The organism is Bacillus bruguierae, assembly GCF_037104725.1.
Classification (GTDB): Bacteria; Bacillota; Bacilli; order Bacillales; family Bacillaceae_G; genus Bacillus_A; species Bacillus_A bruguierae.
The window spans coordinates 111664-135567 of the sequence record NZ_JBAWSX010000011.1 but is presented as its reverse complement, the minus strand read 5'-3'; the positions used below and the strand labels follow the sequence as shown (position 1 = coordinate 135567).

At 34.3% G+C, this 23904-nt stretch carries 22 protein-coding genes and 1 riboswitch; of the genes, 13 read left to right on the top strand and 9 right to left on the bottom strand.

The features are described 5' to 3' along the window. Positions 1–76: 76 nt before the first annotated feature. The 3 genes from WAZ07_RS17845 to WAZ07_RS17835 all read left to right on the top strand — a co-directional run bounded on the left by WAZ07_RS17845 (position 77) and on the right by WAZ07_RS17835 (position 3585). Positions 77–1378, top strand: a complete 1302-nt coding sequence (locus tag WAZ07_RS17845) for a carbohydrate ABC transporter permease (RefSeq protein ID WP_336473531.1) — start codon at positions 77–79, stop codon at positions 1376–1378. Continuing rightward, positions 1379–2221, top strand: a complete 843-nt coding sequence (malD, locus tag WAZ07_RS17840) for a maltosaccharide ABC transporter permease MalD (protein WP_090914212.1) — start codon at positions 1379–1381, stop codon at positions 2219–2221. It begins immediately after the preceding gene. Positions 2222–2556: 335 nt separating this feature from the next. Continuing rightward, positions 2557–3585 carry a LacI family DNA-binding transcriptional regulator gene (locus WAZ07_RS17835; protein ID WP_090914214.1) on the top strand — a complete coding sequence of 343 codons (1029 nt, stop codon included), beginning with the start codon at positions 2557–2559 and terminating at the stop codon, positions 3583–3585. 15 nt (positions 3586–3600) lie between these two features. Here WAZ07_RS17835 and WAZ07_RS17830 read toward each other — a convergent pair whose 3' ends face one another. Both WAZ07_RS17830 and WAZ07_RS17825 read right to left on the bottom strand, forming a co-directional pair. Continuing rightward, positions 3601–4758 (bottom strand): aminotransferase A, encoded by a 1158-nt coding sequence (locus tag WAZ07_RS17830; RefSeq protein ID WP_090914216.1) that lies wholly within the window; start codon positions 4756–4758, stop codon positions 3601–3603. Between the two features lie 107 nt (positions 4759–4865). Next, positions 4866–5066: a hypothetical protein gene (locus WAZ07_RS17825; RefSeq protein WP_336473530.1), complete on the bottom strand. Its 201-nt coding sequence runs from the start codon at positions 5064–5066 to the stop codon at positions 4866–4868. A 215-nt stretch (positions 5067–5281) separates the two neighbouring features. Here WAZ07_RS17825 and WAZ07_RS17820 point away from each other — a divergent pair, with 215 nt between their 5' ends. Continuing rightward, entirely contained in the window at positions 5282–6568 is a 1287-nt protein-coding gene (locus WAZ07_RS17820) for a HAMP domain-containing sensor histidine kinase (protein ID WP_336473529.1), read from the top strand. A 30-nt stretch (positions 6569–6598) separates the two neighbouring features. On the opposite strand, the gene WAZ07_RS17815 is transcribed toward WAZ07_RS17820, so the two are convergent. After that, on the bottom strand, positions 6599–7357 hold the full coding sequence (locus WAZ07_RS17815) for a DUF3967 domain-containing protein (RefSeq protein ID WP_336473528.1): 759 nt from the start codon (positions 7355–7357) through the stop codon (positions 6599–6601). Between the two features lie 260 nt (positions 7358–7617). Here WAZ07_RS17815 and WAZ07_RS17810 point away from each other — a divergent pair, with 260 nt between their 5' ends. Together WAZ07_RS17810 and comJ are read left to right on the top strand one after the other, a co-directional pair. Continuing rightward, complete coding sequence (locus WAZ07_RS17810; RefSeq protein ID WP_336473527.1) at positions 7618–8052, top strand: NucA/NucB deoxyribonuclease domain-containing protein; 435 nt, start codon at positions 7618–7620, stop codon at positions 8050–8052. A gap of 38 nt (positions 8053–8090) precedes the next feature. Further along, complete coding sequence (gene comJ, locus WAZ07_RS17805) at positions 8091–8345, top strand: competence protein ComJ (RefSeq protein WP_413788914.1); 255 nt, start codon at positions 8091–8093, stop codon at positions 8343–8345. A gap of 236 nt (positions 8346–8581) precedes the next feature. On the opposite strand, the gene WAZ07_RS17800 is transcribed toward comJ, so the two are convergent. Together WAZ07_RS17800 and WAZ07_RS17795 are read right to left on the bottom strand one after the other, a co-directional pair. Then, positions 8582–8875, bottom strand: a complete 294-nt coding sequence (locus tag WAZ07_RS17800; RefSeq protein ID WP_336473525.1) for an MFS transporter — start codon at positions 8873–8875, stop codon at positions 8582–8584. 48 nt (positions 8876–8923) lie between these two features. Next, positions 8924–9397: a DinB family protein gene (locus tag WAZ07_RS17795; protein WP_336473524.1), complete on the bottom strand. Its 474-nt coding sequence runs from the start codon at positions 9395–9397 to the stop codon at positions 8924–8926. A gap of 69 nt (positions 9398–9466) precedes the next feature. Here WAZ07_RS17795 and WAZ07_RS17790 point away from each other — a divergent pair, with 69 nt between their 5' ends. Beyond that, entirely contained in the window at positions 9467–10177 is a 711-nt protein-coding gene (locus WAZ07_RS17790) for an ArsR/SmtB family transcription factor (RefSeq protein ID WP_090914229.1), read from the top strand. 298 nt (positions 10178–10475) lie between these two features. On the opposite strand, the gene metE is transcribed toward WAZ07_RS17790, so the two are convergent. The 3 genes from metE to WAZ07_RS17775 all read right to left on the bottom strand — a co-directional run bounded on the left by metE (position 10476) and on the right by WAZ07_RS17775 (position 15237). After that, complete coding sequence (gene metE / locus WAZ07_RS17785) at positions 10476–12767, bottom strand: 5-methyltetrahydropteroyltriglutamate--homocysteine S-methyltransferase (RefSeq protein ID WP_336473523.1); 2292 nt, start codon at positions 12765–12767, stop codon at positions 10476–10478. A gap of 128 nt (positions 12768–12895) precedes the next feature. Beyond that, positions 12896–13083, bottom strand: a riboswitch (cobalamin riboswitch). A gap of 91 nt (positions 13084–13174) precedes the next feature. Next, the gene (locus tag WAZ07_RS17780) at positions 13175–13450 is read right to left on the bottom strand and encodes a hypothetical protein (protein ID WP_336473522.1); all 276 of its coding nucleotides are present in this window, start codon (positions 13448–13450) and stop codon (positions 13175–13177) included. Between the two features lie 251 nt (positions 13451–13701). Next, entirely contained in the window at positions 13702–15237 is a 1536-nt protein-coding gene (locus WAZ07_RS17775) for an MDR family MFS transporter (RefSeq protein WP_090914235.1), read from the bottom strand. 714 nt (positions 15238–15951) lie between these two features. Here WAZ07_RS17775 and WAZ07_RS17770 point away from each other — a divergent pair. The 4 genes from WAZ07_RS17770 to WAZ07_RS17755 all read left to right on the top strand — a co-directional run bounded on the left by WAZ07_RS17770 (position 15952) and on the right by WAZ07_RS17755 (position 18894). Next, positions 15952–16488, top strand: a complete 537-nt coding sequence (locus WAZ07_RS17770; protein ID WP_336473521.1) for a hypothetical protein — start codon at positions 15952–15954, stop codon at positions 16486–16488. A 452-nt stretch (positions 16489–16940) separates the two neighbouring features. Beyond that, positions 16941–17114 (top strand): hypothetical protein, encoded by a 174-nt coding sequence (locus WAZ07_RS17765; protein WP_336473520.1) that lies wholly within the window; start codon positions 16941–16943, stop codon positions 17112–17114. Positions 17115–17398: 284 nt separating this feature from the next. Further along, entirely contained in the window at positions 17399–18217 is an 819-nt protein-coding gene (locus WAZ07_RS17760) for a peptidoglycan-N-acetylglucosamine deacetylase (protein ID WP_336473519.1), read from the top strand. A 56-nt stretch (positions 18218–18273) separates the two neighbouring features. Beyond that, positions 18274–18894, top strand: coding sequence for a YkyA family protein (locus WAZ07_RS17755; protein WP_336473561.1), 621 nt, complete (start codon positions 18274–18276; stop codon positions 18892–18894). A gap of 31 nt (positions 18895–18925) precedes the next feature. Here WAZ07_RS17755 and WAZ07_RS17750 read toward each other — a convergent pair whose 3' ends face one another. Next, a complete protein-coding gene (locus tag WAZ07_RS17750) occupies positions 18926–19384 on the bottom strand; it encodes a YkyB family protein (protein WP_090914240.1) in 459 nt (152 codons plus the stop codon). Between the two features lie 435 nt (positions 19385–19819). Here WAZ07_RS17750 and WAZ07_RS17745 point away from each other — a divergent pair, with 435 nt between their 5' ends. Together WAZ07_RS17745 and WAZ07_RS17740 are read left to right on the top strand one after the other, a co-directional pair. After that, positions 19820–21358, top strand: a complete 1539-nt coding sequence (locus WAZ07_RS17745; protein WP_336473518.1) for a Ppx/GppA family phosphatase — start codon at positions 19820–19822, stop codon at positions 21356–21358. Positions 21359–21468: 110 nt separating this feature from the next. Beyond that, positions 21469–23577, top strand: a complete 2109-nt coding sequence (locus WAZ07_RS17740) for an RNA degradosome polyphosphate kinase (RefSeq protein ID WP_336473517.1) — start codon at positions 21469–21471, stop codon at positions 23575–23577. Positions 23578–23904 lie beyond the last annotated feature (327 nt).

Sequence of the window (23904 nt, the reverse complement as noted above, 5' to 3'; positions counted from 1 at the left end):
TAGAATTCGTGTCTTTTGTATACAAAAGACACGAATTCTCCTCCTTCCAAGGGGAAGAAAAAAAGGGGGAAGAACCATGCAGACATCCTTTGAACCAGCTCATGCAGGAAACGGTTCAAAACACCGAAAAACAGCGGCAACGTTGTCTATTATTCCGGGGATTGGTCAACTGTACAATAAACAATATGTAAAAGGTATTATTTTTTTAGTATTGACTTGTTCGTTTTTTGTAGCATTTGCTGACTTATTAAATATTGGGTTGTGGGGGATTGTAACGCTCGGTACAGAAGTTCCTCGTGATCACTCTATCTTTCTATTAGTAAAAGGGATTTTAGCGCTTATCGTTATTGTGTTTGGATTAAGCGTATATGCTTTTAATTTATATGATGCATATCAAAATGGGAAAAGACGTGATGAAGGAATACCGTTACACTCTGTAAAAGAGCAGTACCATCATTTATTAGACCAAGGCTTTCCATATATGATGGTTTCGCCAGGATTTCTGTTATTAATCTTTGTTGTTGTACTTCCAATTATTTTCGTCATACTCATTGCATTTACAAACTATGATTTATATCATTCTCCTCCTGCAAAACTTGTAGATTGGGTTGGTTTTAAAAATTTTGTTGATATTTTCACATTACCAATGTGGCGAAGTACATTTGTAAGTGTATTTTCTTGGACAATCATTTGGACGTTTTTCGCAACGACATTGCAAGTAGCGCTTGGGATTTTCTTGGCAATTTTAGTGAATCAGCCAGGAATTAAAGGGAAAGCGATAATTCGTACCATTTTTATTTTACCTTGGGCCGTTCCAGCATTCGTATCTATCCTCGTATTTGCTGGGATGTTTAATGAATCATTTGGTGCCATTAACAATCAAGTGTTAGCTCTATTTGGAATTGAAAAAATTGCTTGGATGACAGACCCATTTTGGACGAAAGTTGCCTTAATTTCCATTCAAACATGGCTTGGTTTTCCTTTTATCTTTGCAATGACGACAGGTATACTGCAATCGATTCCAAGTGAATTGTATGAAGCTGCGACGGTAGATGGTGCGACAGCTTGGCAACAATTTCGTAAAATTACATTACCGCTCGTTTTATATGCGACTGCTCCTATTTTAATTACGCAATATACGTTCAACTTTAACAATTTCAGTATTATTTATCTGTTTAACGACGGTGGTCCAGCTGTATCGGGACAAAATGCAGGCGGAACAGATATTTTAATTTCTTGGATTTATAAGTTGACGATGACATCGTCTCAATATGGGAAAGCAGCAGCACTTACGATGATTTTATCGTTAATTGTTATTTCAGTTGCTTTATGGCAATTTAAAAGAACAAAATCATTCCAAGAAGAGGATATGATGTAAATGAACATAAAACGACAGAAGATATTACGTCTTTCATTAAGTTATTTTGTAATTTTCATGATGTGTGTAATTATTTTCTATCCATTATTATGGATTGTAGGATCATCATTTAACCCAGGAGATAGTCTCTCTGGATCAAGTATCATTCCTAAAAATGCAACGCTGGATCATTACAAAAAACTACTTGATCTCTCGCAAAGTAACTATGTACTTTGGTATAAAAATACGTTGAAAGTTAGTATTTTGACAATGATTTTCTCTGTATTGTCAATTAGTTTTACAGCATATGCATTTTCGAGATATCGTTTTGTCGGAAGAAAGAATGGGTTACTAACATTTTTAATTCTCCAAATGATCCCAAACTTTTCAGCGTTAATTGCATTGTATGTTTTAGCGCAGCTAACAGGATTAATGGATACACATATTGCGTTGATTTTAATTTATGTTGGCGGTGCAATTCCGATGAATACGTGGCTCATGAAAGGATACTTTGATACGATTCCAAAAGAATTAGATGAATCAGCTCGTATGGATGGGGCAGGACATTTTCGGATTTTTTGGCAAATTATTATGCCTTTAGCAAAACCAATTGTAGCGGTTGTAGCGTTATTTACTTTTATTGGTCCATTTACTGATTTTATTTTAGCGAGTATCATTTTACGTACACCAGAAAATTATACATTAGCTGTTGGATTATATGAAATGGTAGCGAAAAAATTCGGTAATGAATTTACAACATTTGCGGCAGGCTCGGTATTAATTGCAATACCAATTTCAATTTTGTTCTTATCTTTGCAAAAATATTTTATTTCTGGTTTAACAGCTGGAGGAACGAAGGGATAAATGGGACAGCATGTCTCATTTATCTTTTTTTATAGGAATATCGGTTTAGATAATATAAGAACAGGGTAATTATAAAAAAAATAGCATATAGTATAGGAAAATAATGCTCTATCCCTTACAATACATGGAGAGGGAGATTATAGACTGACATTGATAGAAATTTTTCGGATGGAATAAAGTGGATTTTTTATCAGTGAGAGGGCTTTATCCATCATCTGTTTTCTTCATTTTCTCTGAATCTTGAGGTGGAAAGTTTACTGCCCGTTAATGGGGAATGGAAATAGAAGTAATTTGTATAAATGATTTAAAGAAAAGAAGAGAGGAGGAACAAATTTATGACAGTTACAATTAAAGACGTGGCAAAAAAAGCAAATGTTGCTCCTTCTACGGTTTCACGTGTAATTGCTGATAATCCGAGCATTAGTGAGAAAACAAAGCGACGTGTTCGGAAAGTAATGGCTGAATTAGGCTATCACCCGAATTTAAATGCGCGAAGTCTTGCAAACCAAACAACAAAAACGATTGGACTCGTTATGCCGAGTTCTGCGAGTAAAGCCTTTCAAAATCCATTTTTTCCAGAAGTGATTCGAGGAATTAGCTCATTTGCACATGGAGAAGAATATTCATTGTATATGTCAACGGGAGAAACGGAAGAAGAGATTTTTAATGGTGTTGTGAAAATGGTACAAGGAAGACAAATAGGTGGTATTATTCTTTTATATTCCCGTATGAATGACCGTATTTTAGAATATTTACATGAACAGAATTTCCCATTTGTTCTTATTGGTAAGCCATATGAGCGAAAAGAAGATATTACATATATTGATAATGATAACTATGCGGCGGCACGAGAAGTAACGGAATATTTAATTTCACTTGGACATGACCGAATTGCTTTTATTGGTGGGGATTCAGATTTACTCGTTACGAAAGATCGCCTTGCTGGAATGACAGATGCATTAAAATTAGCTGATATTTCTCTGCCATCTGAGTATATTTTAAATCTTGGTTTTTTACGAGAAAGTGGTCAAGAAGCAGTAGAAAAACTTATGACACTTGGTGCACAGCCAACAGCTATTATTGCGACGGATGATTTAATAGGATTAGGTGTATTAAGTGCTTTATCAGAAAAGGGAATCTCCGTACCGAAAGATATTTCTATTGTTAGTTTTAATAACGTATTATTATCTGAAATTGCAAATCCACCATTAACAACGATAGATGTAAATATTTATCAACTAGGCTACGAAGCGGCTAGATACTTAGTTGACAAAGTTGAACATTGTGAAGTTTCACCAAAGTGTATTATTATTCCTCATAAATTGGTGAAACGTCAGACTTGTAGTGAAAATAAAAAAAACTAAGAGAAGGATTTCCTCTTAGTTTTTTTGTTGTATAAATGTTTCTAAACGGTCACAGCCTTCTTTCAGCATTTCCATGCTATAAGCATAAGAAATACGAATGAACCCTTCACCGTATTCAGAAAATGCCGATCCTGGAACAACTGCAAGTTTCGCTTCTTTCACAAGTTCCATTGCAAAATCAAAAGAAGAGGAAGAGAAATTACCGATATAAGGAAAGAGATAAAATGCTCCTGTTGGTTTTTCTACAGTTAATCCCATTTGTACAAGACGGTTGTATACATAATCAAGGCGTTTTTTGTATTGATGACGCATCATACGGGGAGCGTCCTTTGCTGCTGTTAGCGCTTCGATTGCCGCATATTGGGAAATTGAAGTTGCACATGTAACGTTATATTGATGAACTTTTAAAATTTGACTTGTTAAGAAGTTTGGGGCAAATAAAAAGCCGATGCGCCATCCTGTCATAGAATGAGATTTGGCTAAACCGTTAATGACAATTGTTTTGTTGCGCATTTCTGGGAAATTTGCAATAGATATATGTTTATCCTGATATACAAGTTCGCTGTAAATTTCATCGGAAAGAACAAAAATATCTTTATTCTTTAATACTGCCACAATTTCTTCAAGTTCTTCTTTAGATAATGTTACACCAGTTGGATTTGATGGATATGGTAGTACGACGCACCGTGTTTTGTCTGTAATTGCTTCTTCAAGTGCTTTTGCTGTTAAGCGAAAGTCAGTTTTACGAACATCTACAAAAACAGGTTTTGCACCGCACAGACGAATAATAGGTTCATACCCTGGATAGACAGGAGCTGGTAAAATTACTTCTGTTCCTTCTTCCAAAATTGTACGAAAGGCAATATCAATTGCTTCACTTGCTCCAATAGTGACAATTGTTTCATTCTCAGGAGAATATACTAAATCATAGCGTTCTTTAAAAAAATCACAAGCGGCTTGACGAAGCTGTAATAAGCCCGCATTATGTGTATAACTTGTAAAGTTTTCTACAATAGCTCGCTTAGCGGCTTCTTTTACTAAAGAAGGCGTTGGAAAGTCAGGTTGTCCAATTGTGAGTGAAATAAGATCATCATAATGTTGAATCATGTTAGAAAATTGACGAATTCCAGAAATTTGAATGTCCTTTACGCGAGGGTTAATAAATTGTTCCATTTTGTCTCCCTTTCTTCCGTTGCAAAATTTATTTTATTTTATCATATTTATCATATAATCGCTTTGAAAAGCTACAAATAAAAAAGGCCGCTAAAGCGACCTTTTGTTTAATAACCGTATTCCCAATCGATTTCGTCTTCACTCCAAAGAACAGAAGAAATTTTTCCTAAATGCACTACTGAGTTGTTTACAGAGCATGTACAATCATTTGTACCTGTTCGCCCTTGTAATTCTTCGTACACTGATTTCTCAATATTTTCTAATACAACAAGATTTTCCTCGTTTAAGACGAGCGCAGTTCCTGTCATTTTATCTTCCTCCAATCGATTTCTTATCCTGTATTTATTGTATATGGCATTGGGATAATTTGATACATGGTTTACAATCATTTCGAAAAGTTGTAACACTTGTGAATGAATCTTCACAAATTATTTACGGAAATGTTTGGAATAATCTAAAAAATTAAACAAATTTGTCAATAAAATGATATAATCATATCAAAATGAATATAGGGGATGAGGGGATGGGACTTATCCGCGACTTAATGATTCAAGTTGCTATCATTATTTTGCCGCTATTTTTGTATGAAGCAATTCGTTTAAATCGTTATCAAAGTATGAATCAAAAGCCCAATCGCTATTTTATTGTATTATTATCAACAATTACGCTTATTCTTTCGATGACGTATCCGATTTGTGTTTGGGAAACTTGTAATTATGATTTTCATCAAATTTCAATTATTAGTGCATTTTTGTATGGTGGCATAGTTGGTATCATTCCAGCTATAATTGCCATTTTATACGATGGATTTCTCAATGGTTTAAGTTGGTTGCGTGTACTAGAAGTTACTTTTATCTCTGTCATTCCTTTTTTATTGTCTAAAAAGTGGAGTACATTTTCGAGACATAAAAAAATGGTTTTATCTTTTATGTTGGCATCTGTTTATACTCTAATCTCTTTAGGATTTGAAATATTTGGTCTGTTATTTGGAAAGGGATTTACACCAATGATATCTTATTTATATAGCGAATATATATTTGCTTCTTTCATTATGATAATGACGATGACCTTCCAAGTTTACTTAACAGAATATTTATATGAAAATGCAATGTTACGAACAGAAATGCAAAAATCTGAGAAATTAAATATTGTTAGCGAGTTAGCAGCGAGTGTAGCTCATGAAGTTCGTAATCCACTTACAGTTGTACGCGGGTTTATTCAATTATTGGAAAGTACAGAAGATGTGAAAAATAAAGAATACATGCGTCTTGTTTTAGCTGAATTAGACCGGGCAGAACAAATTATCTCAGACTATTTAAATTTAGCAAGGCCGCAAATTGATAAGAAAGAACATATTTGTTTATCTGCACAACTTATTGAAATGACTACGTTAATGTCTTCATTTGCTGCAATGCGAGGTGTATATTTACAAGTTGAAATTGCAGAAAATTTATATACGATAGGTGACAAAACGAAATTAAAACAAGCGATTATGAATGTTGTGAAAAATGGGATTGAAGCAATTCAAGAAAATAAAGGATATTTAAAAGTGACAGCATGGCAAAAAGATGAATCTATTGTTATTCGTGTTAAAGATAGCGGTGTTGGAATGACGAAAGAGCAGCTTGCGAGACTTGGACAACCATACTATTCATTGAAAGAAAAGGGAACAGGTCTTGGATTAATGGTTACATTTAGTATTTTGCAAGCTCATAGTGGTACACTTGTATATAAAAGTGAAATAGGACAAGGAACGGAAGCGATTATTACCTTACCAGATGCGATGCAAAACATTGTACATAAAGAGTAAAAGTTACCAAGGTACGGTAACTTTTATTTTTTATTTATTTATTTCTCCCGTTTTTTCAGATTTAAATCGAACGAATAAATTTTTAAACGATTTAAATAAACTTTGTTCTTGCGAAGCGGCAATTAATCGTTTTGTTTCTTGAATTTCTCGAATTACTTGCATGAGTTGTACATCACGATTACTTTCTTTATTATAAACTTGATTCATAAGTTTGTTCATTTTTTCTTCTTGTTTGGATTCCCGCTTATACATATGGTTCATGAGTAGATCCATTTTTTCTTTTTGGAGCGCATCAGTTTCTGCGGCATGATCCACAAGACTTTGCAACATTTCTTCTTGGTTTACTTCTTTTACATATACTTGGTGAATTAATTCATTTAGCTTTTCATCTTTTAAACGATTCTGCGTAATAAGGGTTGAATTTTGATGAATAATGGCTTCGTTTAATTGGGCGAGCATATCTAATTTGTGCATGAATTCTTCAAATTTTTTGCTTTGTTCATTCGGTTGCAAGTTGTTATTTTCCTCTATAATAGCAGGAGACACTGCTGGAGATTCTTCCCCTTTTAGTATAAATGCAATCGTTTCCATAATATCTTCTTCCAATGTAGCGGCTCGTTCGTGAATCATTTTTAATATTCGTAAATCATCCATTTTATACGAGCGAGATTGAGCTGTTTTATCAATAAAATAGCCATGTTGTTCTAAAAGTTGGCTATATTTGCGAATTACATTTTTGGGGATTCCCGTTTTATTTGTGACATCTTTCGTTTTATATGTTCCACTCATGACATTTCCTCCCTAAAAAGTATCATGTATATCAATTCCATTTCTTGTTTTGTACTTCCTTTGAAAAAAAATGTCGGAAGGTTGAAAGTTTTCTACACGATTAGTGGAATGCTGCATAAAACAGCATGTTTTTGATGGAAAAGAAGACAGGAATATAGAATAATGTCTGAAAATATAAGAATATGAAATTTGTTATAATGACAGGATGAGGAGGAGAAACGTTCCATATTAGTGGCAAGAAAATGGAGGACTTAGATCAGATGAAACAAGTTAAAGGTATTTTAATTACAATCGTTGCAATCCTTTCTTTACTAATTGGTGTATACAAAATTTTGATAGTACCGGAACCAGAGAATAAGAAAGACGTAGCATACGACCAAATTCTTGAGTTTCCGAAAAAACAGTATCCTGAAACAGGAAATCATATTGAAAATGCAATACAAGAAGGTCATTCTAAAATTTGTACGATTGATCGAAAGGGTGCTGCAGATAGAAGAAAGCAATCATTAGCTCCATATCCACCAAAGAAAGGATATGATCGTGATGAATGGCCAATGGCGATGTGTAAAGAAGGCGGAAAAGGAGCACATATTGAATATATTAGTCCTGCAGATAACCGAGGTGCAGGTTCTTGGGTCGGTAATCAATTGGATCAATATCCAGATGGAACACGTGTGAAATTTATTGTGAAATAATATATTACCTTGTATGAAAGGGGTGAGGAGGGGGAGCAATTATATTTGAAGCACTATCTGATTATACGTGTGAAATAATGGTATATACTCAGAAGTTTGTAGAAAACAAAGAAGCGGTACGGATAGTGTCAGCTCCGTTTGCAGTGTTACAAGAAAGAGTGTTAACAAGTAAACTTCCTTTCTTTGTTCCTTCAGGAGAGTATATAGTAACTATGCAAGCAGTTCCTCTAGAAGAACCTTTAGTAGATGACTTGTATAAAGTAAAATATGAATTGTTTTTTGAAGAGAACTAATATTGAAAAACTGACATAAAAACCCTTTTTTTAGGGGGACGAGAGCATCTGCCGTGCATAGAAGCGGGCAGGGCCTTTTCCTGCCACAAGCGAGGTTTAAAACAAAGGCAGAATGCAAGTACAGGTCATGTTTTACTCTGCATTCTGCGGTTTATCCCGCATTAACTAGCAATAAGCCCCCCACTTCAAGAGTGAGTAAACCGCACCCCTATTGTTAGAAATCGCATTTTTATATTTTAAGATTTCCGATAGCCTAAAAAACATAGAAGATTAAATAATAGTAATCCTCCTGCGATATACCACGAATATCGGAAAGCTTGAATAAGCTTGTATGTTTCTATGTCGCCTTGTGAACTCATAAATGTTGTAGCAACTGCAGCACCAAATGCAATTGCTACGTTTTGTAACATACGTTGTACAGCTCCAATCGTACCTTGTTTTTCTTTGGATACAGACGCCATAACTGATACAATATTAGCTGGTTGAAATATCCCTCCCCCAATTCCGTATAGAAATAATAGACTAGCCATTATATACGATGACCAATGGGGATTTCCTCACAAAATCTTTATTTAAGGTTAATCCCATATAAGGGGCCTTTCCAACTCTACCATTCGTAAGTATTGTAAAAACTGACCCGTATGAACGGCATCATGATAGGCAATTCTTAAAAGCATGTCACCTAAATATCGTTGGTAGCCTACATCACTTCTATCAATAAGTCTTGATTCTAGTTCCTCCGTTGATATGGATTCAACATATTCTATAAAATCGTCAAAATACAATTGCGATAACTCGATCTCTTTTTCAACAGAAGTGATTGGTTCTTCATCACATGGGGTATATATGTCTGTCTTTATCAATCCGTTGTTCCTTAAGAGCATGTGATAATGGAAACTTGCACTCCACACATGACGAATCATCTCCCCAAAAGACATTGCTTCGTTGTCAGGTTTCCAGGAAAGCAAGTTATCAGGAAGAGACCTCCACAATTTGATAGAGCGCCTTCTTGTTTCCTTTAAATTTAATATACAAAGCTCAATTGTATTCATTATAAACTCCTCCTTGCTTGTGGATTTAAGATAATTGTATCAAATAGATAATTAGGGTATCATCGAAATATGAATGTATATCCGAATATCTCATATATAGCAAAACTAATTGCTGAACCTACAAGGGCAATAATTTTAGATTGTTTAATGAATGGTCAGGCTTTACCAGCTAGTGAATTAGCATATATGGCAAAAGTGTCACATCCAACAATCAGTTCTCATCTTTCTAAATTGGTCGAGGGTAATCTCCTTAATGTTGAACAACATGGTAGACATCGGTACTATAGACTTGCTAATCAGGAGGTAGCGGAAGCTCTTGAAAAATTAGGGACGATCGCACCAACTGCTCCAGTTCGCTCTTTGAGGCAGTCCGATCAACTAAAAAAAGTTCGTAATGCTCGAACATGTTATGATCATCTTGCAGGGGAGCTTGGTGTAAAAATAACAGAGGGGCTAATTGATAGACAACTTCTAACTTTAGAAGATGAAGAGTACGCTGTGACTGAGCAAGGGAAAAAGTGGTTTTTAAAATTTGGAATCAATATCGAAAAGGCTAATATAAAAAGGAGGATATTTGCAAAGCCTTGTCTTGATTGGAGTGAAAGACGTTATCATATTTCGGGGTGGTTAGGATCTGAAATAGCCAATCTTTTTTTTGAACAAGGATGGATTACAAAAGAAGAAAACAGTCGAGCAGTCCATCTTACAAACAACGGTAAAAAAGCCTTGCAAGATCAATTAGGTATAAACATAAATAAAAATGAAAGTAAGTCTGTTTAATTCTATTAGTCCGTCAAGTGATGTGATCTTTCATTGTAGGAGGAAATTTTATCCTAAAAAGGCTAGATATATTATTATTCCTTAGCGTATGTTTTTGGTGGAATCCCTATAAGAAAGGTACAAATCAAATTCAGTTTCAAATATAAAAGGTTCTAACATATTGTATATGACTAATATGTTAGAACCTCTATATTTTAAGTTTTTTTGAATTTAGGTCTTGATAACCAAGGGACAGTAGTTTTCTATTTTATCTAGTGATTCGCGGCCAGTGAGCCACACAGAGGGAAGCTTTAAGTTATTATTGCGCACTTGTTTGTAAAAGTTGACGTGCTTTTACAGCTGCTTTTACCATATGTGTTAGTGCAGGAATAACTTCTTCTGTTCTTCTTGTTTTTAAGCCGCAATCTGGATTAATCCAGAAATACTTTGGATCACACACCTTTAATGATTGCTCTACAATTACATACATTTCATCTATACTTGGTACACGTGGACTATGGATGTCATATACACCAAGACCAATTCCCTTTTCATATGGATGTTCTTTTAATGTATCAATAAACTCCCCGTGACTTCTTGATGTTTCAATGGAAATAACATCTGCATCAAGTTGACGGATTGCTTCTACGATATCTTCAAAATTACTGTAGCACATATGCGTATGAATTTGTGTTTCGTTTTCCACTGAAGAAGTAGAAAGGAGGAATGCTTGGACAGCCCATGTTAAATATGTTTCCCAATCTTTTTCTTTTAATGGCATTCCTTCGCGTAGTGCAGGCTCATCAACTTGAATGACACGAATACCGGATGATTCAAGTAATTTAATTTCATGGCGAAGTGCTAGGGCAATTTGATAAGCAACTTCTTTTCTTGGAATATCATTTCGAACGAAAGACCAATTTAAAATTGTGACAGGACCAGTTAACATACCTTTAACAACTTTTTTCGTACAACTTTGTGCAAATGCCGTTTCTTTTATTGTCATACCATTAATGAACGCAACGTCACCATAAATAACAGGAGGTTTCACACAGCGGGAACCGTACGATTGTACCCAACCGTTTTTCGTAAAGGAGAAACCAGCAAGTTTTTCGCCAAAATATTCTACCATATCTGTTCGTTCAAATTCGCCGTGAACGAGGACATCAAGCCCAATTTCTTCTTGATATTGAATCCATTTTTTTGTTTCTTCTTCAATAAACCTTTCGTACTGTTCATTTGAGATATCGCCGCTGCGCCATTGTTTTCTCTTTTGACGAACTTCTTGTGTTTGCGGGAAGCTACCAATTGTTGTTGTTGGAAGTAATGGTAGCTTCAGAGCTTTTTGCTGTAAGTTATAGCGGTTTTCAAATGAAAGAGGACGGGAAAAGTCTTCTTCTTGTAATGCTGATAGTGTAGATTGTACATCTTTACGATTACGAGCTGCTGAAGTACGAATGGCTTCGTGCACACGTCGATACGTTTGTAATTCATCAGAAATACTTTCTATTCCATGTACGAGAGCTTTTTGTAAAATAGTAAGTTCTTCTAGTTTTTGATTTGCAAAAGCGAGCGCATCGTATAATTCGTGTACAAGGTGTGTTTCAGTTGTCTTGTCAATAGGAGTATGAAGTAAACTACAAGAAGGTTGGACAATCCATCCTTTCGGTTGCACAGTTTCTTGCAATGTATGGAAAAGGGAGAGAATTTCGTCAAGGTTTGCTCTCCAAATGTTACGGCCATCTACACAACCGACCCCTAATACTTTATCAGATGGGAATCCGTGTTGTAGTAAGGCGCGCAAATTCCCCTCTTTACCGTGTACAAAATCAAGCCCAATCCCAGTAACCGGGAATGAAATAACCTCTTCATAGTTTTCTTCTATGCTATCAAAGTACGTTTGTAGCATAATAGATAGATTTGGAACAGCTTTACGGATTGTTTCATACAAATTTCTTGCGATACTAACTTCTTGTTTTGATAGGGAAGTAAGGATTGGTTCATCAATTTGAACCCAGCATACACCAGCATCTTGTAATTCTTGTAACAATTGAATGTACGGTTGTGTTAATTTTTGTAAAATGGTTGTGAATTCTTCTTTTTTATAACCCTTGGCTAAGCTTAAAAACGTATAAGGTCCTAATATAACAGGCTTACCATCAATACCTAGTTCTCGTTTTGCTTCTTCATATAAACGAAGTGGACGATTCTCTTTAAGGGAAATATGTAGATGATCCTCATATTCTGGAACGATATAATGATAATTTGTATTAAACCATTTTGTCATTTCAGAAGCAACGTGATCTTTTGAACCGCGTGCCATGCCAAAGTATACGTCAAGTTCCGATGTATACTTTGAAAAACGAGAAGGGATAAACCCGAGCATATATGCTGTATCAAGGACATGGTCATAATATGTAAAATCACCGATTGGAATGAGATCGATTCCTTTTTCTTGTTGTACTTTTAGATGTTGAAGGCGAATCTCTTTCATTTGTTTCACAAATTGTTGTTCATCCACTTTGTTTGTCCAAAAAGATTCTAAAGTTTTTTTCCATTCGCGTTGTAATCCAATTCGTGGATACCCTAAGTTACTTGTTAAAAGTGTCATTGTAAATTCCTCCCTAAATATAAGTAAGCATTTCCGTATACTCGGAAATGCTTTTAACGAAAAGTGGCCACAGAAGCAGAAAATACTTCTCTTTCGTTAAAAACACCTCCTCATCATCCGTGAGTCTATCAGTGCCGTTAAAATAGGCAGGTCTCCTGGCTCATGCATCAGCGATTTCGATCACCTTCCCGTTTTCACAGTGGTATATAGAAAGAAATCTTTACACTTACAGTGGCGGGACCGCGTTGGATTTTCACCAAACTTCCCTTTTAAACACGAAAATATTTTTTCGTGTACCTATCTCCTTTTGGAAAGGAATGTAACTAGCGTAAATGATATTGAAACAGATTTTATCATAATATTTTTAAAATTGTCTACTATTTTTAAAAATAAGATAATTAATTTTGTTAAAACAAAAAATTTTCTAAATGCCACCACCAATGTGATGGTGGATATGTATGTGAAAAAACAGAGTAGGAACGATGTATTCGTTTATATATATCGTGAGCGTGATGAAAGAGTAATCGGTCATAGGAGAGTAGTTCCAGTTGTTCATTAGGGTGTAATGTATGGGACTGAAAAGCGATTTCGCTGCGAAGTATTAGTATGTATAAGATTTGTTTTTGTAAATAAGAATGATAGTATACGGAGAATCCGTATTGTTTAATTAAATGCCCCTTCATAAGATTTCACCTCCTTTATATATTTGTATTGTAATGAAAAAGGAGAGAGGTTACAAAAAAGAAAAATGGAAAAAAACGCTTCAGAAAATCCATTTTTATGAATAGAAAAAACAGTCACTCTCGGTGACTGTTTATATATTTAATAGTCTAATTCTGTATTGATTTCTGAACGTTTTCCTTCTCTTGCATCTTTATATAGAGAAGCATGATCAATAACATTTTCCAAAATATAAAGCTGTATACACGGAATGTTAACTCACTTGTTTTTGTTTCTTGTTTGTTGGTGCAACTAATCGGTCTTTTCCCATTAATAAGATACATATAATGCTAAGTGATGCAGGAATAAGTGCCCATAAAAATGTGTCAGCGATAGAGTTTGCTAGCGCATCTTTAATGCCATGTAAAATTTCTGGTGGTATTTTTTCAGTAGCATTTGGAGATAATAAGAAACTTGTATCTCCGCCTTTTGGAGCCATTTTTGCTAGTTCTGGCGGGAAAATAGATTTTAGTTTATCTGTAAATGCATGATTTTGAATGGTACCAAAAATCGTTACACCAAGTGTCATACCAAGTGAACGGAAGAAAGAGTTTGTTGATGTTGCAGAGCCTCGTTCTCTCATACTTAAATTATGAATAGAGGCCATACTTAAGACAGAGAAGGAAAAACCAACGCCAAATCCAGCTAAAATCATAAAGACTGTTACCATTGCGCGTGAGGTATCTATTGTTAATGTACTTAATAAATACATACCAAGAATAAAGAAAATACCAGAGATAGTCATAATGTTACGATAACTTGTACGCGTTGCTAACTGTCCGCCTATTTGACTTCCGATAACAGATCCTACCATCATCGGTGTTAAAATTAGTCCAGCATTTGCTGCAGATCCACCAAGAACACCTTGAACAAAAATCGGAATATAGACTGTGCAAATAATAAACGTTGCACCATAGAAAAAAGCAACGCCTTGACTTGCTGCAAATAAACGTTTTCGGAATAAATGGAAAGAAATAATCGGTTCCTCCACTTTTCGTTCAATAAAGAAAAAGATAAGAAGCATAACAGTAAATGTAGCAAATAAGCTAATAATTACACTTGAATCCCAAGCGTACTCTTTACCACCAAGTTCTAAAGCAAACATGAGACAAACGATACCGATAATTAAAGTAACGGCACCTGCCCAATCAATTTTTTGTTTACTATATTGTAAAGATTCTTTATAGTATTTTGTAATTAAAAAGAGCGAGATAATTCCTAATGGGATATTAATATAAAATACCCAGTGCCAACTAATATAGTCGGTAATATACGCACCTAGGAGCGGACCAAACACACTTGACGTTCCAAAAACAGCTCCAAATAGCCCCGTCATTTTACCGCGTTTTTCCGCTGGGAAAATATCATACATAATTGTAAAGGCGATTGGCATAAGAGCTCCTCCGCCAATACCTTGAATTGCGCGGTATATACTTAATTGTTCAATGCTATTGGCAGTGCCGCAAAGCATTGAACCAACTAAAAAGAGAAGCAATCCTCCTATGTAAAACCGTTTACGTCCGTACATATCTGATAGCTTTCCGAAGATAGGCATTCCGGCCATAGTAGCTACCATATAGGCAGAAGTAACCCATACAAACTTATCAAATCCACCTAAATCACCTACAATAGTAGCCATTGCAGTAGCAACAATTGTATTATCCATTGACGCTAGTAGTATTCCAAGTAACAATCCAGTTACAACGAACTTTGTATTCCTTGCTTGCTTTTGAGTTATTTGTTCCTCCAAGCATAGCCCTCCTTTGCATACTAATAATAAAATGAAACTTCCATTATTATTTTTCATCCCTACTGATGGTGAGTGCGGGATAAATTATATTATAGTCAAAATTGACTAAATAACAAATTATTTCTTTCAGTAAAATTATTTTGCTTTGTGCATGAATCTTTTAGTCAAAGATCACATATATTGTGGATTATTTGTTATTCAAAGTATTGATTTTAATTATAGTAGAAGTGAAGAAGGGAAATTATTCTTAACAAAACATATTATGAAAAATAATTCATAAACATAGAAAGTATGGGAAATTTTACATGTTTTGTTATATGAGATATAGAGGGAAAATTACTATATATACAAGTTAAAAAACGACATAAAAACCCCTTTCTTTTTAGAGGAGGACGAGAGCATCTGGCCGTGCATAGAAGCGGTCAGGACCTTTTCCTGCCACATACGAGGTTTAAAACAAAAGGAGGAAGCAGAGCTAGACAAAGATAAACTTTCATCAGTAAGAGAGTTTTTATTCATAGTTAGTAGAGGATAAATAAATACAGGAAAAAGCTGTATATGATGTGCAGCTTTTTTAAATGATTTTTTCTTTTGTTTATCGAATACTATATAAAGTAAAGAGTACAAAAAGGATAAATTTTTGTCGGGGGCTGTTCATGGAAGAAGTAGAAGTGAGAACGGTATATATTCAATATGAGAATGGGGTGAATTTGTATGGTGAGATATTGCGGGGAGTTAGAAAACCGAAATAAGTTTACTTTGAGTATACAACCTGCTTTATGGTCAGGGAGTATTGATAAAGATTTAACTTATAAGCAATACATTCCTCGTATAGAAGTGACGCTTACGGTGTGCGATGTGAAACAACACTCTTCGTTTTCAAACACTGTTTATTATGGAATTCAAGATATAATTGCGCTTCAAATTGAAGTAGATAATCAAGGAGAAGAAGCTGTTTCTCACATATGTGTCAGTCATATGATTAGAGATCAGTTGTCGTATGTACCTAATACTTTAACATCCGATAATGGGCAAAATGAATTTCTTTTTCAACTTGTTCGTTGGCGCATTGATAACTTATTACCGAAAGAAAAAGCACGTTTAGTATGGCAAGTAAAAGCTGATCGTAACAGTATATCACCTTCTTTGCCTCTTCGGGCTACGTACACATTCCAACATAATCACCAAGTGTATGGACCGTTGCAAACAAAGGAGGCTCTGCTGATAAAAAGGAATTATGAAACCTACTGAAAACGAATGTATGTATAAATACAAATTGAAAAAACGCCCTAAAAACCCCTTTCTTTTTTTGGAGACAAGAGCATCTGGCCATGCATAGAAGCAGTCAGGGTCTTTTCTTGCCAAATGCAAAAATAAAAATAAAGAAAGAAAGCGAGTATAGGTCATGTTTTGTTCTGCATAGCAGCGACTTATATATAATTATAAATAAGTGAAGAAGGGAATCGTCGATGTATCATTTCCTTCTTTTATGTTGAACCAATCGGGCGCATGCTCACAGCTGTCCCCCATCTATCTACTCCGTTTTTCTCTGCACCTTGAGGTGGGGGTCCTACTGCCTACGAATAGCGGAATAAAATTTTTTCAGTTCCTTCTTAATAGAGAGGTTCTTTTTATTTTGTTTAAATGATCTATCATACCTTTCGAGAGGACTCCCACCTCTAAACATATGTGAAGGTGGTAAGGTGAATCGAATCACTAAAAATTTAACAAAAGTGTTACAAGATGATATTGTACACATCACATTTATGTCTACGGGAGCAATATATCCATTAGAAGGATTTTCATTTGAAGAACTGTTAGAACTAGCGCAAACAGGTTTATATCAAAATAGGGATATACAAAAATTAGAATTATAACATTATTATTTTGAAACATTTTTTGCAGTTTTGTTACAAGATATTGTGTATTTTGTAACAACCCCCTTTAAAAATGGAGTTAATCATCATATAATAAACGATGGACGTATCAGTACATTTTGCACGATGATTTCTCATTAAAGTGTAGAGTTGGAAAGATCTCTACACTTTTCCTTTTGAAGATGTTTGGAAAATAATCGGAATTTATTATTGCGTCGATTCTTTTATACTGTGTAAAATGAAAAAAGTACAGATGTATAGAAAAATAGAAAGGAAATGATAGAATGGTAGACGTTACGAACCGTCGCTCTACAATAATTAAGCGATTGGGTATCGCTATTATCCTAATTTTTACTGTAGCAGCAGGTTTTTTTATGTTTCAATCCATTACTTCTCCTGCAAGAGCAGTTGCGAATCAAGAAAATACTGTTCAGTTTGCCGGTGAACAACCAAAAGTAGAATTGAGAAAAGAGGCACCAGAAAAATATAACGGTCAAATACGTAAAGTAGTATACTTAACATTTGATGATGGTCCAAGTGAATTTCAAAAGGAAATATTAGATATTTTAAAGAAGAATAATATAAAAGGAACATTCTTTATGATTGGTGGAAATATTCCAGCTCATAAGGATAGTGTAAAGCGTTTAGTAAAAGAGGGCCATTATCCAGGTGTTCATAGTATGACGCATAATTATAGTAAACTGTATAAAGAAGGTAAATTTGTTGAGGAAATGAAACAAGCTCAGGATATTATGAAAGAGGTAACAGGTATTCATCCGAGCCTTGTTCGCTGTCCATATGGAAGTATGCCGGGACTTACTCAAGCGTTGCGTGATCAAATGTTATCTGTCGGTATGAAAGAATGGGATTGGACTGTGGATTCTTTAGATTGGAAATTACCAGGAAATCCTAATGGGGTCATTCAAAATGTTGTTCCTCATGTTAATAAAGAACGAGAAGTCGTTTTAATGCATGAAAAGAAGCAAACAGTGGAAGCTTTGCAAACAATCATTGATGATCTTCGTAAAAAAGGATATGAATTTGAAGTATACGATGAAGCAAATCATTTTCCATTAAATTTCTGGCATGATAATCGTATATAAAATAGGAGGAATTGAAGTTGAAATATAAAAAAGTAGCACTAGTAGCAGCTATATCAATGAGTTTACTTGCAGGTTGCTTCGGGCCTAAACCAGAAGAAGAGTTATATGTAGCATTTGAGAATGCTGCAAAAAAAGAAAAAACAATCTTTGAAGATGCAAAAAAATTAGAAACATTAGAAAAGCAAGGGCAAGAATTATATGGCCAGATTGTAAAAGACGGAAAAGATAACAATCAAGTGGTAAAAGAGAAGTTAGATCAAGCTGTAAAAAGCGTTACTGATCGTGAAAAGGTGTTAGATAAAGAAAAGGAAACGTTAGATAAAGCACAAGCAGAAACAAAAGATGTTGATAAATATGTAAAGGAACTTAAAGATAAAAAGTTACAAGAACAAGCAAAGAAAGTACAAGATGCATATAAAGGCCGTTATGATGCCTTCAAAAAGATGTATGATAACTATAAAAAATCATTAAAACTAGAAAAAGAATTATATACGATGTTGCAAGCGAAAGATGAAAAATTAAAAGTAATTAGTGAAAAGGTGAAAGTTGTAAATCAATCTTATCAAGAGATTGATTCTCCAAAAAATAAATTTAATGAATATACAAAGCAGTATAATGAAGAAAAACTGTCTTTCTACAAGCAAGCAAATATTAAAATAAAAGAAGATAAAAAATAAAGAAGCTTTGGCCGTTTCGGCCAAGGCTTCTTTATTTTTTTGTGTAAGTACGACGATACCAAGGAGTTGGTTCGCTTAACTTTTTTTCTTGTTGAAATGCCTCTTTTCCAATATACTGCTGGAGCATTTTTTTAGCAGAGGTTAAGGATAGATGTGTTTTTGGGTTTCGATATGCACAATCAAGGTTGCCGAGATGTGGAAGGTTACGAAAATCGTCTTTCGTAGGAGGGATATGGAAGTAATAATTACCTGCTCGGACAAGAACGTCAGATTGTTGCTGACTAAACCGTGGGTTTTTAGAAAAATGTAAACCTTCTTTCGTAGCTTGTTTTTCTGCAATTAATCGTTCTAAAGCTGTTTTTTTTAACCAATATAAATATTTCGGATTTGTAGCAGATTTTGCATGTCGGTTGACACTGAAAATTGCTTCAGCAAGTTGATGAACCGAAAATTGATTATAGGAACGAGACTGGGGTTGTGAAGATTTCATTTTAGCACTCCTTTCCTGTCTACATTATCATAATTCAATAAAAGTTAGCAATTTTTCTATGTAGAAAGCTAATATAAGTATTTTCAATATTAAAGCAATGTTGTGACAAAAAACAACTATTTTGTATAATATATAAATACAAATTGAAAAAACAACATAAAGACATAAAGACCCTCTTTCCTTTTGGATGAGGCCATGCATAGAAGCAATCAGGTCCTTTTCCTGCCACATGCAAGGGTGAAACCGAATATAGGTCATATTTTGTTTTGTATAGCAGTGATTTATATAGTTATATCTTTTTTTAAAAGTAAGTCAATACTTTTATTTAATTGAGAGAAAAAACTGGAAAGAGTCTTTTATTCATTTATGTGCTTTTATGCTATGGTGGATGAGTTTTGTAATTTTAAAAAACGATATAATGATACGAAGAAAAGGATGACGAGAGTGTTGAAAAAACAATATGGAATTATTGATATCGGATCGAACACAATGAGATTAGTTATTTATGAAAAACAAAGCGGTGGCTTTTATAAAGAAATTGAAAATACAAAAGTAGTTGCTCGCTTACGGAATTATTTAGTAGATGGTTCCTTAAACGAAGAAGGGATTCATATATTATTACATACTTTGTTGCAATTTCAAGAAAGCACGCGCTTTCACCAGCTGCATAAAGTATTGTGCGTTGCAACGGCAACAGTTCGGCAGGCTAAAAATCAAAAGGAAATTAAATGTCTTGTTGAAGAGAGCACTGATTTTAAGCTTCGAGTATTGTCAGAATATGAAGAAGCGCGGTATGGATATATAGCTGTTACAAATTCTACCTCTTTCACAGAAGGGATTACTGTTGACATTGGAGGAGGAAGTACAGAAGTTACGTATTTTCAAAATCGAGAAATTGTAAACTATCATAGTTTTCCGTTCGGAGCGTTGTCGTTAAAACAACAATTTTTTCATTATGATACGCCAACTTCGGAAGAACTTGAAGAATTAAGAAGTTATCTATGGTATCAATTCCAATCACTTCCGTGGCTTAAAGATAAGGAATTACCACTAATTGCAATTGGAGGTAGTGCGCGTAATATGGTGACAATTCACCAAAACCTCATTTCCTATCCAATTTCTGGATTGCATTTATATAAGATGAAGCCAACTGATATTGAATATGTTCACGAACATTTACTAAGACTTTCTTTTCCAGAATTGCAAAAGTTAGAGGGTCTTGCTAAAGATCGCGCAGATACTATTATTCCGGCAGTAGAAGTGTTTAAGATGTTAACAACTATTATAGAAGCTCCGTCCTTTGTATTAAGTAGAAAAGGACTACGCGAAGGAGTTTTTTATGAAGAATTAGTTAGTTCACTTGGGATTACTTATTATCCAAATGTTGTAGAAGAAAGTTTCCACTTACTTTCTTATGAATATGAGATGGACATGAGTGGTGTGATACAGCTTATGAAAAATACGACAATGATTTGTAAGGAATTAGAAAAAAATAGGATTGCTTCTTTTGAGCGAGAAGACTGGACTGCGTTGCATAGAGCGGCAAAAGTATTTAATATTGGAAAATATATTGATGAAGAGTCAAGCAGACAGCATACATTTTATTTATTGGCAAATAAAACGATAGATGGGATGATGCATAAAGAACGAATTAAATTAGCATTAATTGCTTCTTATAAGTCGAAATTGTTGTTTAAACAATGCATAGAACCGTTTACAGGTTGGTTTGAAAAAGACGAACAAAGAAAAATCCGATTATTAGGATCGGTTTTGCAATTTTCAGCAGCGTTACATGTAACCAATCGTAATCTTATTGAATCTATTCGTATTGTAAAAAAAGAAGGCGGGCTTGATTTTTATATTTACTGTAAGCAATCAGCTTTATCTGAAAAAGTACAAGCAGAAAAGCAGAAAAAGCAGATAGAGAAAATTTTAAAGATGAACATTGATCTATATTTTTATGAAGAATGTTAAGTTGTACGGACTTCTTTACAAAAAATTTACATTTATCCCAGTAAAAATTTGTTAAAATAAATATAACTAAATTATATTGAGAAAGCTTTAGAGGGAAGTGTGAAGGAAATATGGAAGCGATGAAAAATAGTCTTATAAACTTGAATGATACAGCTTATTATAACAATCGTGAATTGAGTTGGCTTGCTTTTAATGAACGAGTATTACAAGAAGCACAAGATGACAGTAATCCATTACTAGAGAGATTAAAGTTTATTAGTATCTTCAGCTCAAATTTAGATGAATTTTTCATGGTGCGTGTTGCAGGACTAAAAGATCAGGTGAAGGCTGGATTTAATCAACCGGAAAATAAAGCTGGACTAACACCGAAAAAACAACTGGGAAAAATTTCATATAAAGCACATGAATTAATGCAAGTACAGTATGATACTTATCAAAATGTTTTACTTCCTGCACTGCAGGAAGAAGGAATCGAAAAGTTGTCTTTTCGTGATTTAACGAAAGAACAACGAGAATTTATTGAGGAATATTTTGATGAACAAATTTTCCCTGTGTTAACACCTGTAGCAATTGATGCGTATCGACCGTTTCCTATGTTATTAAATAAAAGCTTAAATTTAGCTGCTATTTTATATGATGAAAGACAAACAGTAGAAGAAAATCGGACAAAGCTTGGCATCGTTCAAGTTCCATCACTATTAGAACGCTTTATTTTTTTACCTAATGAAGATAATAAGCAAAAATTTATTTTTTTAGAAGACGTGATTAGTAACTTTACTCATAAATTATTTACAGGATACAAAGTATCATCTGTTACGCGTTTTCGAATTACGCGTAATGCAGATTTAACAATTCATGAGGAAGGCGCACGTGATTTATTGAAGGTCATTGAGAAAGAATTAAAAAAACGAAAATGGGGAGCGGCGGTTCGTTTAGAGGTAGGGACGGATAATTTAGATAAAAGAGTATTGTCTCTATTATACGAAGCGTTAGAAGTGAAGGATGAAGATGTATATATGATTGAGGGTCCGCTTGATCTAACATGTTTATTTGCGCTCTATAAAAAGTTAGCATCTACATATGAGCATCTAATATATCCTGCATTTATTCCTCAACCATCTCAAGATTTAGATGACGAAGAAAATATATTTGAAAAAGTGCTAGAACAAGATATTTTATTACATCATCCGTTTGAGTCATTTCATCCTGTCATTGATTTTGTAGCAGAGGCAGCTGAAGATCCAGATGTATTAGCAATCAAACAAACACTATACCGTGTAAGTGGAGATTCACCTGTGATTCAAGCTTTAAAAACAGCTGCAGAAAATGGGAAGCAAGTGACAGTACTTGTGGAATTAAAGGCTCGTTTTGATGAAGAAAATAATGTCCAATGGGCAAAAGAATTAGAAAAAGCAGGCTGTCATGTGATTTATGGTGTTAGCCATTTGAAAACACATAGTAAAATTACGCTTGTTGTAAGGCGGAAGCATGGGAAAATTGAGCGATTTGTTCATTTAGGTACAGGGAATTATAATGATGCAACAGCGAAATTATATACTGACTTTGGATATATTACATCACGCAAAGATTTCGGAATTGATGCAACAAACTTTTTTAACTATTTAAGCGGATATACGATGAAACCACATTTTCATCAATTATCTGTTGCCCCGTTTGATATTCGTCAGCAATTTATTGAACTCATTGATGAAGAGATTCGCTATCATAAACAATATGGAAATGGCTATATTATAGCAAAAATGAATTCTTTAACAGATAAGCCGCTCATTCAAAAATTATACGAAGCATCGCAATCTGGTGTAAAAGTTGATCTCATTGTGAGGGGGATTTGTTGTTTACGTCCTCAAATTCTAGGTGTAAGTGATAATATTCGCGTTATTAGTGTAGTAGGTCGTTATTTAGAGCATAGTCGTATTTATTATTTTCACCATAATGGAGAGGAAAAAATATTTTTATCGTCAGCCGATTGGATGACGCGTAATATGGAAAAGCGTGTAGAAATATCATTTCCTATTTTAGGACTTGATATGAAAACGCGAATTAAAGATGTTTTACAACTTATTTTAGATGATAATGTAAAAGCACGTGAACAAAATGAACATGGAGAATATCATTATGTGGTAAGGGATCGTATAGAAAATATTGAAAGTCAAGTGCAGCTCTTTCAAATGGCATATATACACACTGAAGAGGAATAAAGTGAAACGGGAAATCTTTATAAGTATAAATTGAAAAAACGACATAAAATTATTTTCTTTTTATATATACAAGTTAAAAAACGACATAACCCCCCTTTCCTTTTAGGGGGACGACAGTATCTGGCCATGCATAGAAGCGGTCAAGGCCTTTTCCTGTCACATGCGAGGTTTAAAACAAAGTGAGAAAGCAAGTAGCTGTCATGTTGAATTCTGCATAGCGGTGATTTACATATTGAAAAATGAAAATGGATGTATTTGTACGTAATAGAATAAGATATATAGAAAAAAGGCCTCGATTTGAGGCCTTTTTTACATAGTTGTTTCTAC

Coding starts and splice junctions, on each gene's coding strand:
- WAZ07_RS17820 (WP_336473529.1), top strand. CDS start 5,282: ATGGGACTTATCCGCGACTTAATGATTCAAGTTGCTATCATTATTTTG.
- WAZ07_RS17760 (WP_336473519.1), top strand. CDS start 17,399: ATGGTAGACGTTACGAACCGTCGCTCTACAATAATTAAGCGATTGGGT.
- WAZ07_RS17795 (WP_336473524.1), bottom strand. CDS start 9,397: ATGAATACAATTGAGCTTTGTATATTAAATTTAAAGGAAACAAGAAGG.
- WAZ07_RS17830 (WP_090914216.1), bottom strand. CDS start 4,758: ATGGAACAATTTATTAACCCTCGCGTAAAGGACATTCAAATTTCTGGA.
- malD (WP_090914212.1), top strand. CDS start 1,379: ATGAACATAAAACGACAGAAGATATTACGTCTTTCATTAAGTTATTTT.
- WAZ07_RS17815 (WP_336473528.1), bottom strand. CDS start 7,357: ATGAGTGGAACATATAAAACGAAAGATGTCACAAATAAAACGGGAATC.
- WAZ07_RS17790 (WP_090914229.1), top strand. CDS start 9,467: ATGAATGTATATCCGAATATCTCATATATAGCAAAACTAATTGCTGAA.
- WAZ07_RS17780 (WP_336473522.1), bottom strand. CDS start 13,450: ATGAAGGGGCATTTAATTAAACAATACGGATTCTCCGTATACTATCAT.
- WAZ07_RS17755 (WP_336473561.1), top strand. CDS start 18,274: ATGAGTTTACTTGCAGGTTGCTTCGGGCCTAAACCAGAAGAAGAGTTA.
- WAZ07_RS17800 (WP_336473525.1), bottom strand. CDS start 8,875: ATGGCTAGTCTATTATTTCTATACGGAATTGGGGGAGGGATATTTCAA.
- WAZ07_RS17745 (WP_336473518.1), top strand. CDS start 19,820: ATGACGAGAGTGTTGAAAAAACAATATGGAATTATTGATATCGGATCG.
- WAZ07_RS17825 (WP_336473530.1), bottom strand. CDS start 5,066: ATGACAGGAACTGCGCTCGTCTTAAACGAGGAAAATCTTGTTGTATTA.
- WAZ07_RS17750 (WP_090914240.1), bottom strand. CDS start 19,384: ATGAAATCTTCACAACCCCAGTCTCGTTCCTATAATCAATTTTCGGTT.
- WAZ07_RS17810 (WP_336473527.1), top strand. CDS start 7,618: ATGAAACAAGTTAAAGGTATTTTAATTACAATCGTTGCAATCCTTTCT.
- metE (WP_336473523.1), bottom strand. CDS start 12,767: ATGACACTTTTAACAAGTAACTTAGGGTATCCACGAATTGGATTACAA.
- WAZ07_RS17740 (WP_336473517.1), top strand. CDS start 21,469: ATGGAAGCGATGAAAAATAGTCTTATAAACTTGAATGATACAGCTTAT.
- WAZ07_RS17835 (WP_090914214.1), top strand. CDS start 2,557: ATGACAGTTACAATTAAAGACGTGGCAAAAAAAGCAAATGTTGCTCCT.
- WAZ07_RS17770 (WP_336473521.1), top strand. CDS start 15,952: ATGGTGAGATATTGCGGGGAGTTAGAAAACCGAAATAAGTTTACTTTG.
- WAZ07_RS17845 (WP_336473531.1), top strand. CDS start 77: ATGCAGACATCCTTTGAACCAGCTCATGCAGGAAACGGTTCAAAACAC.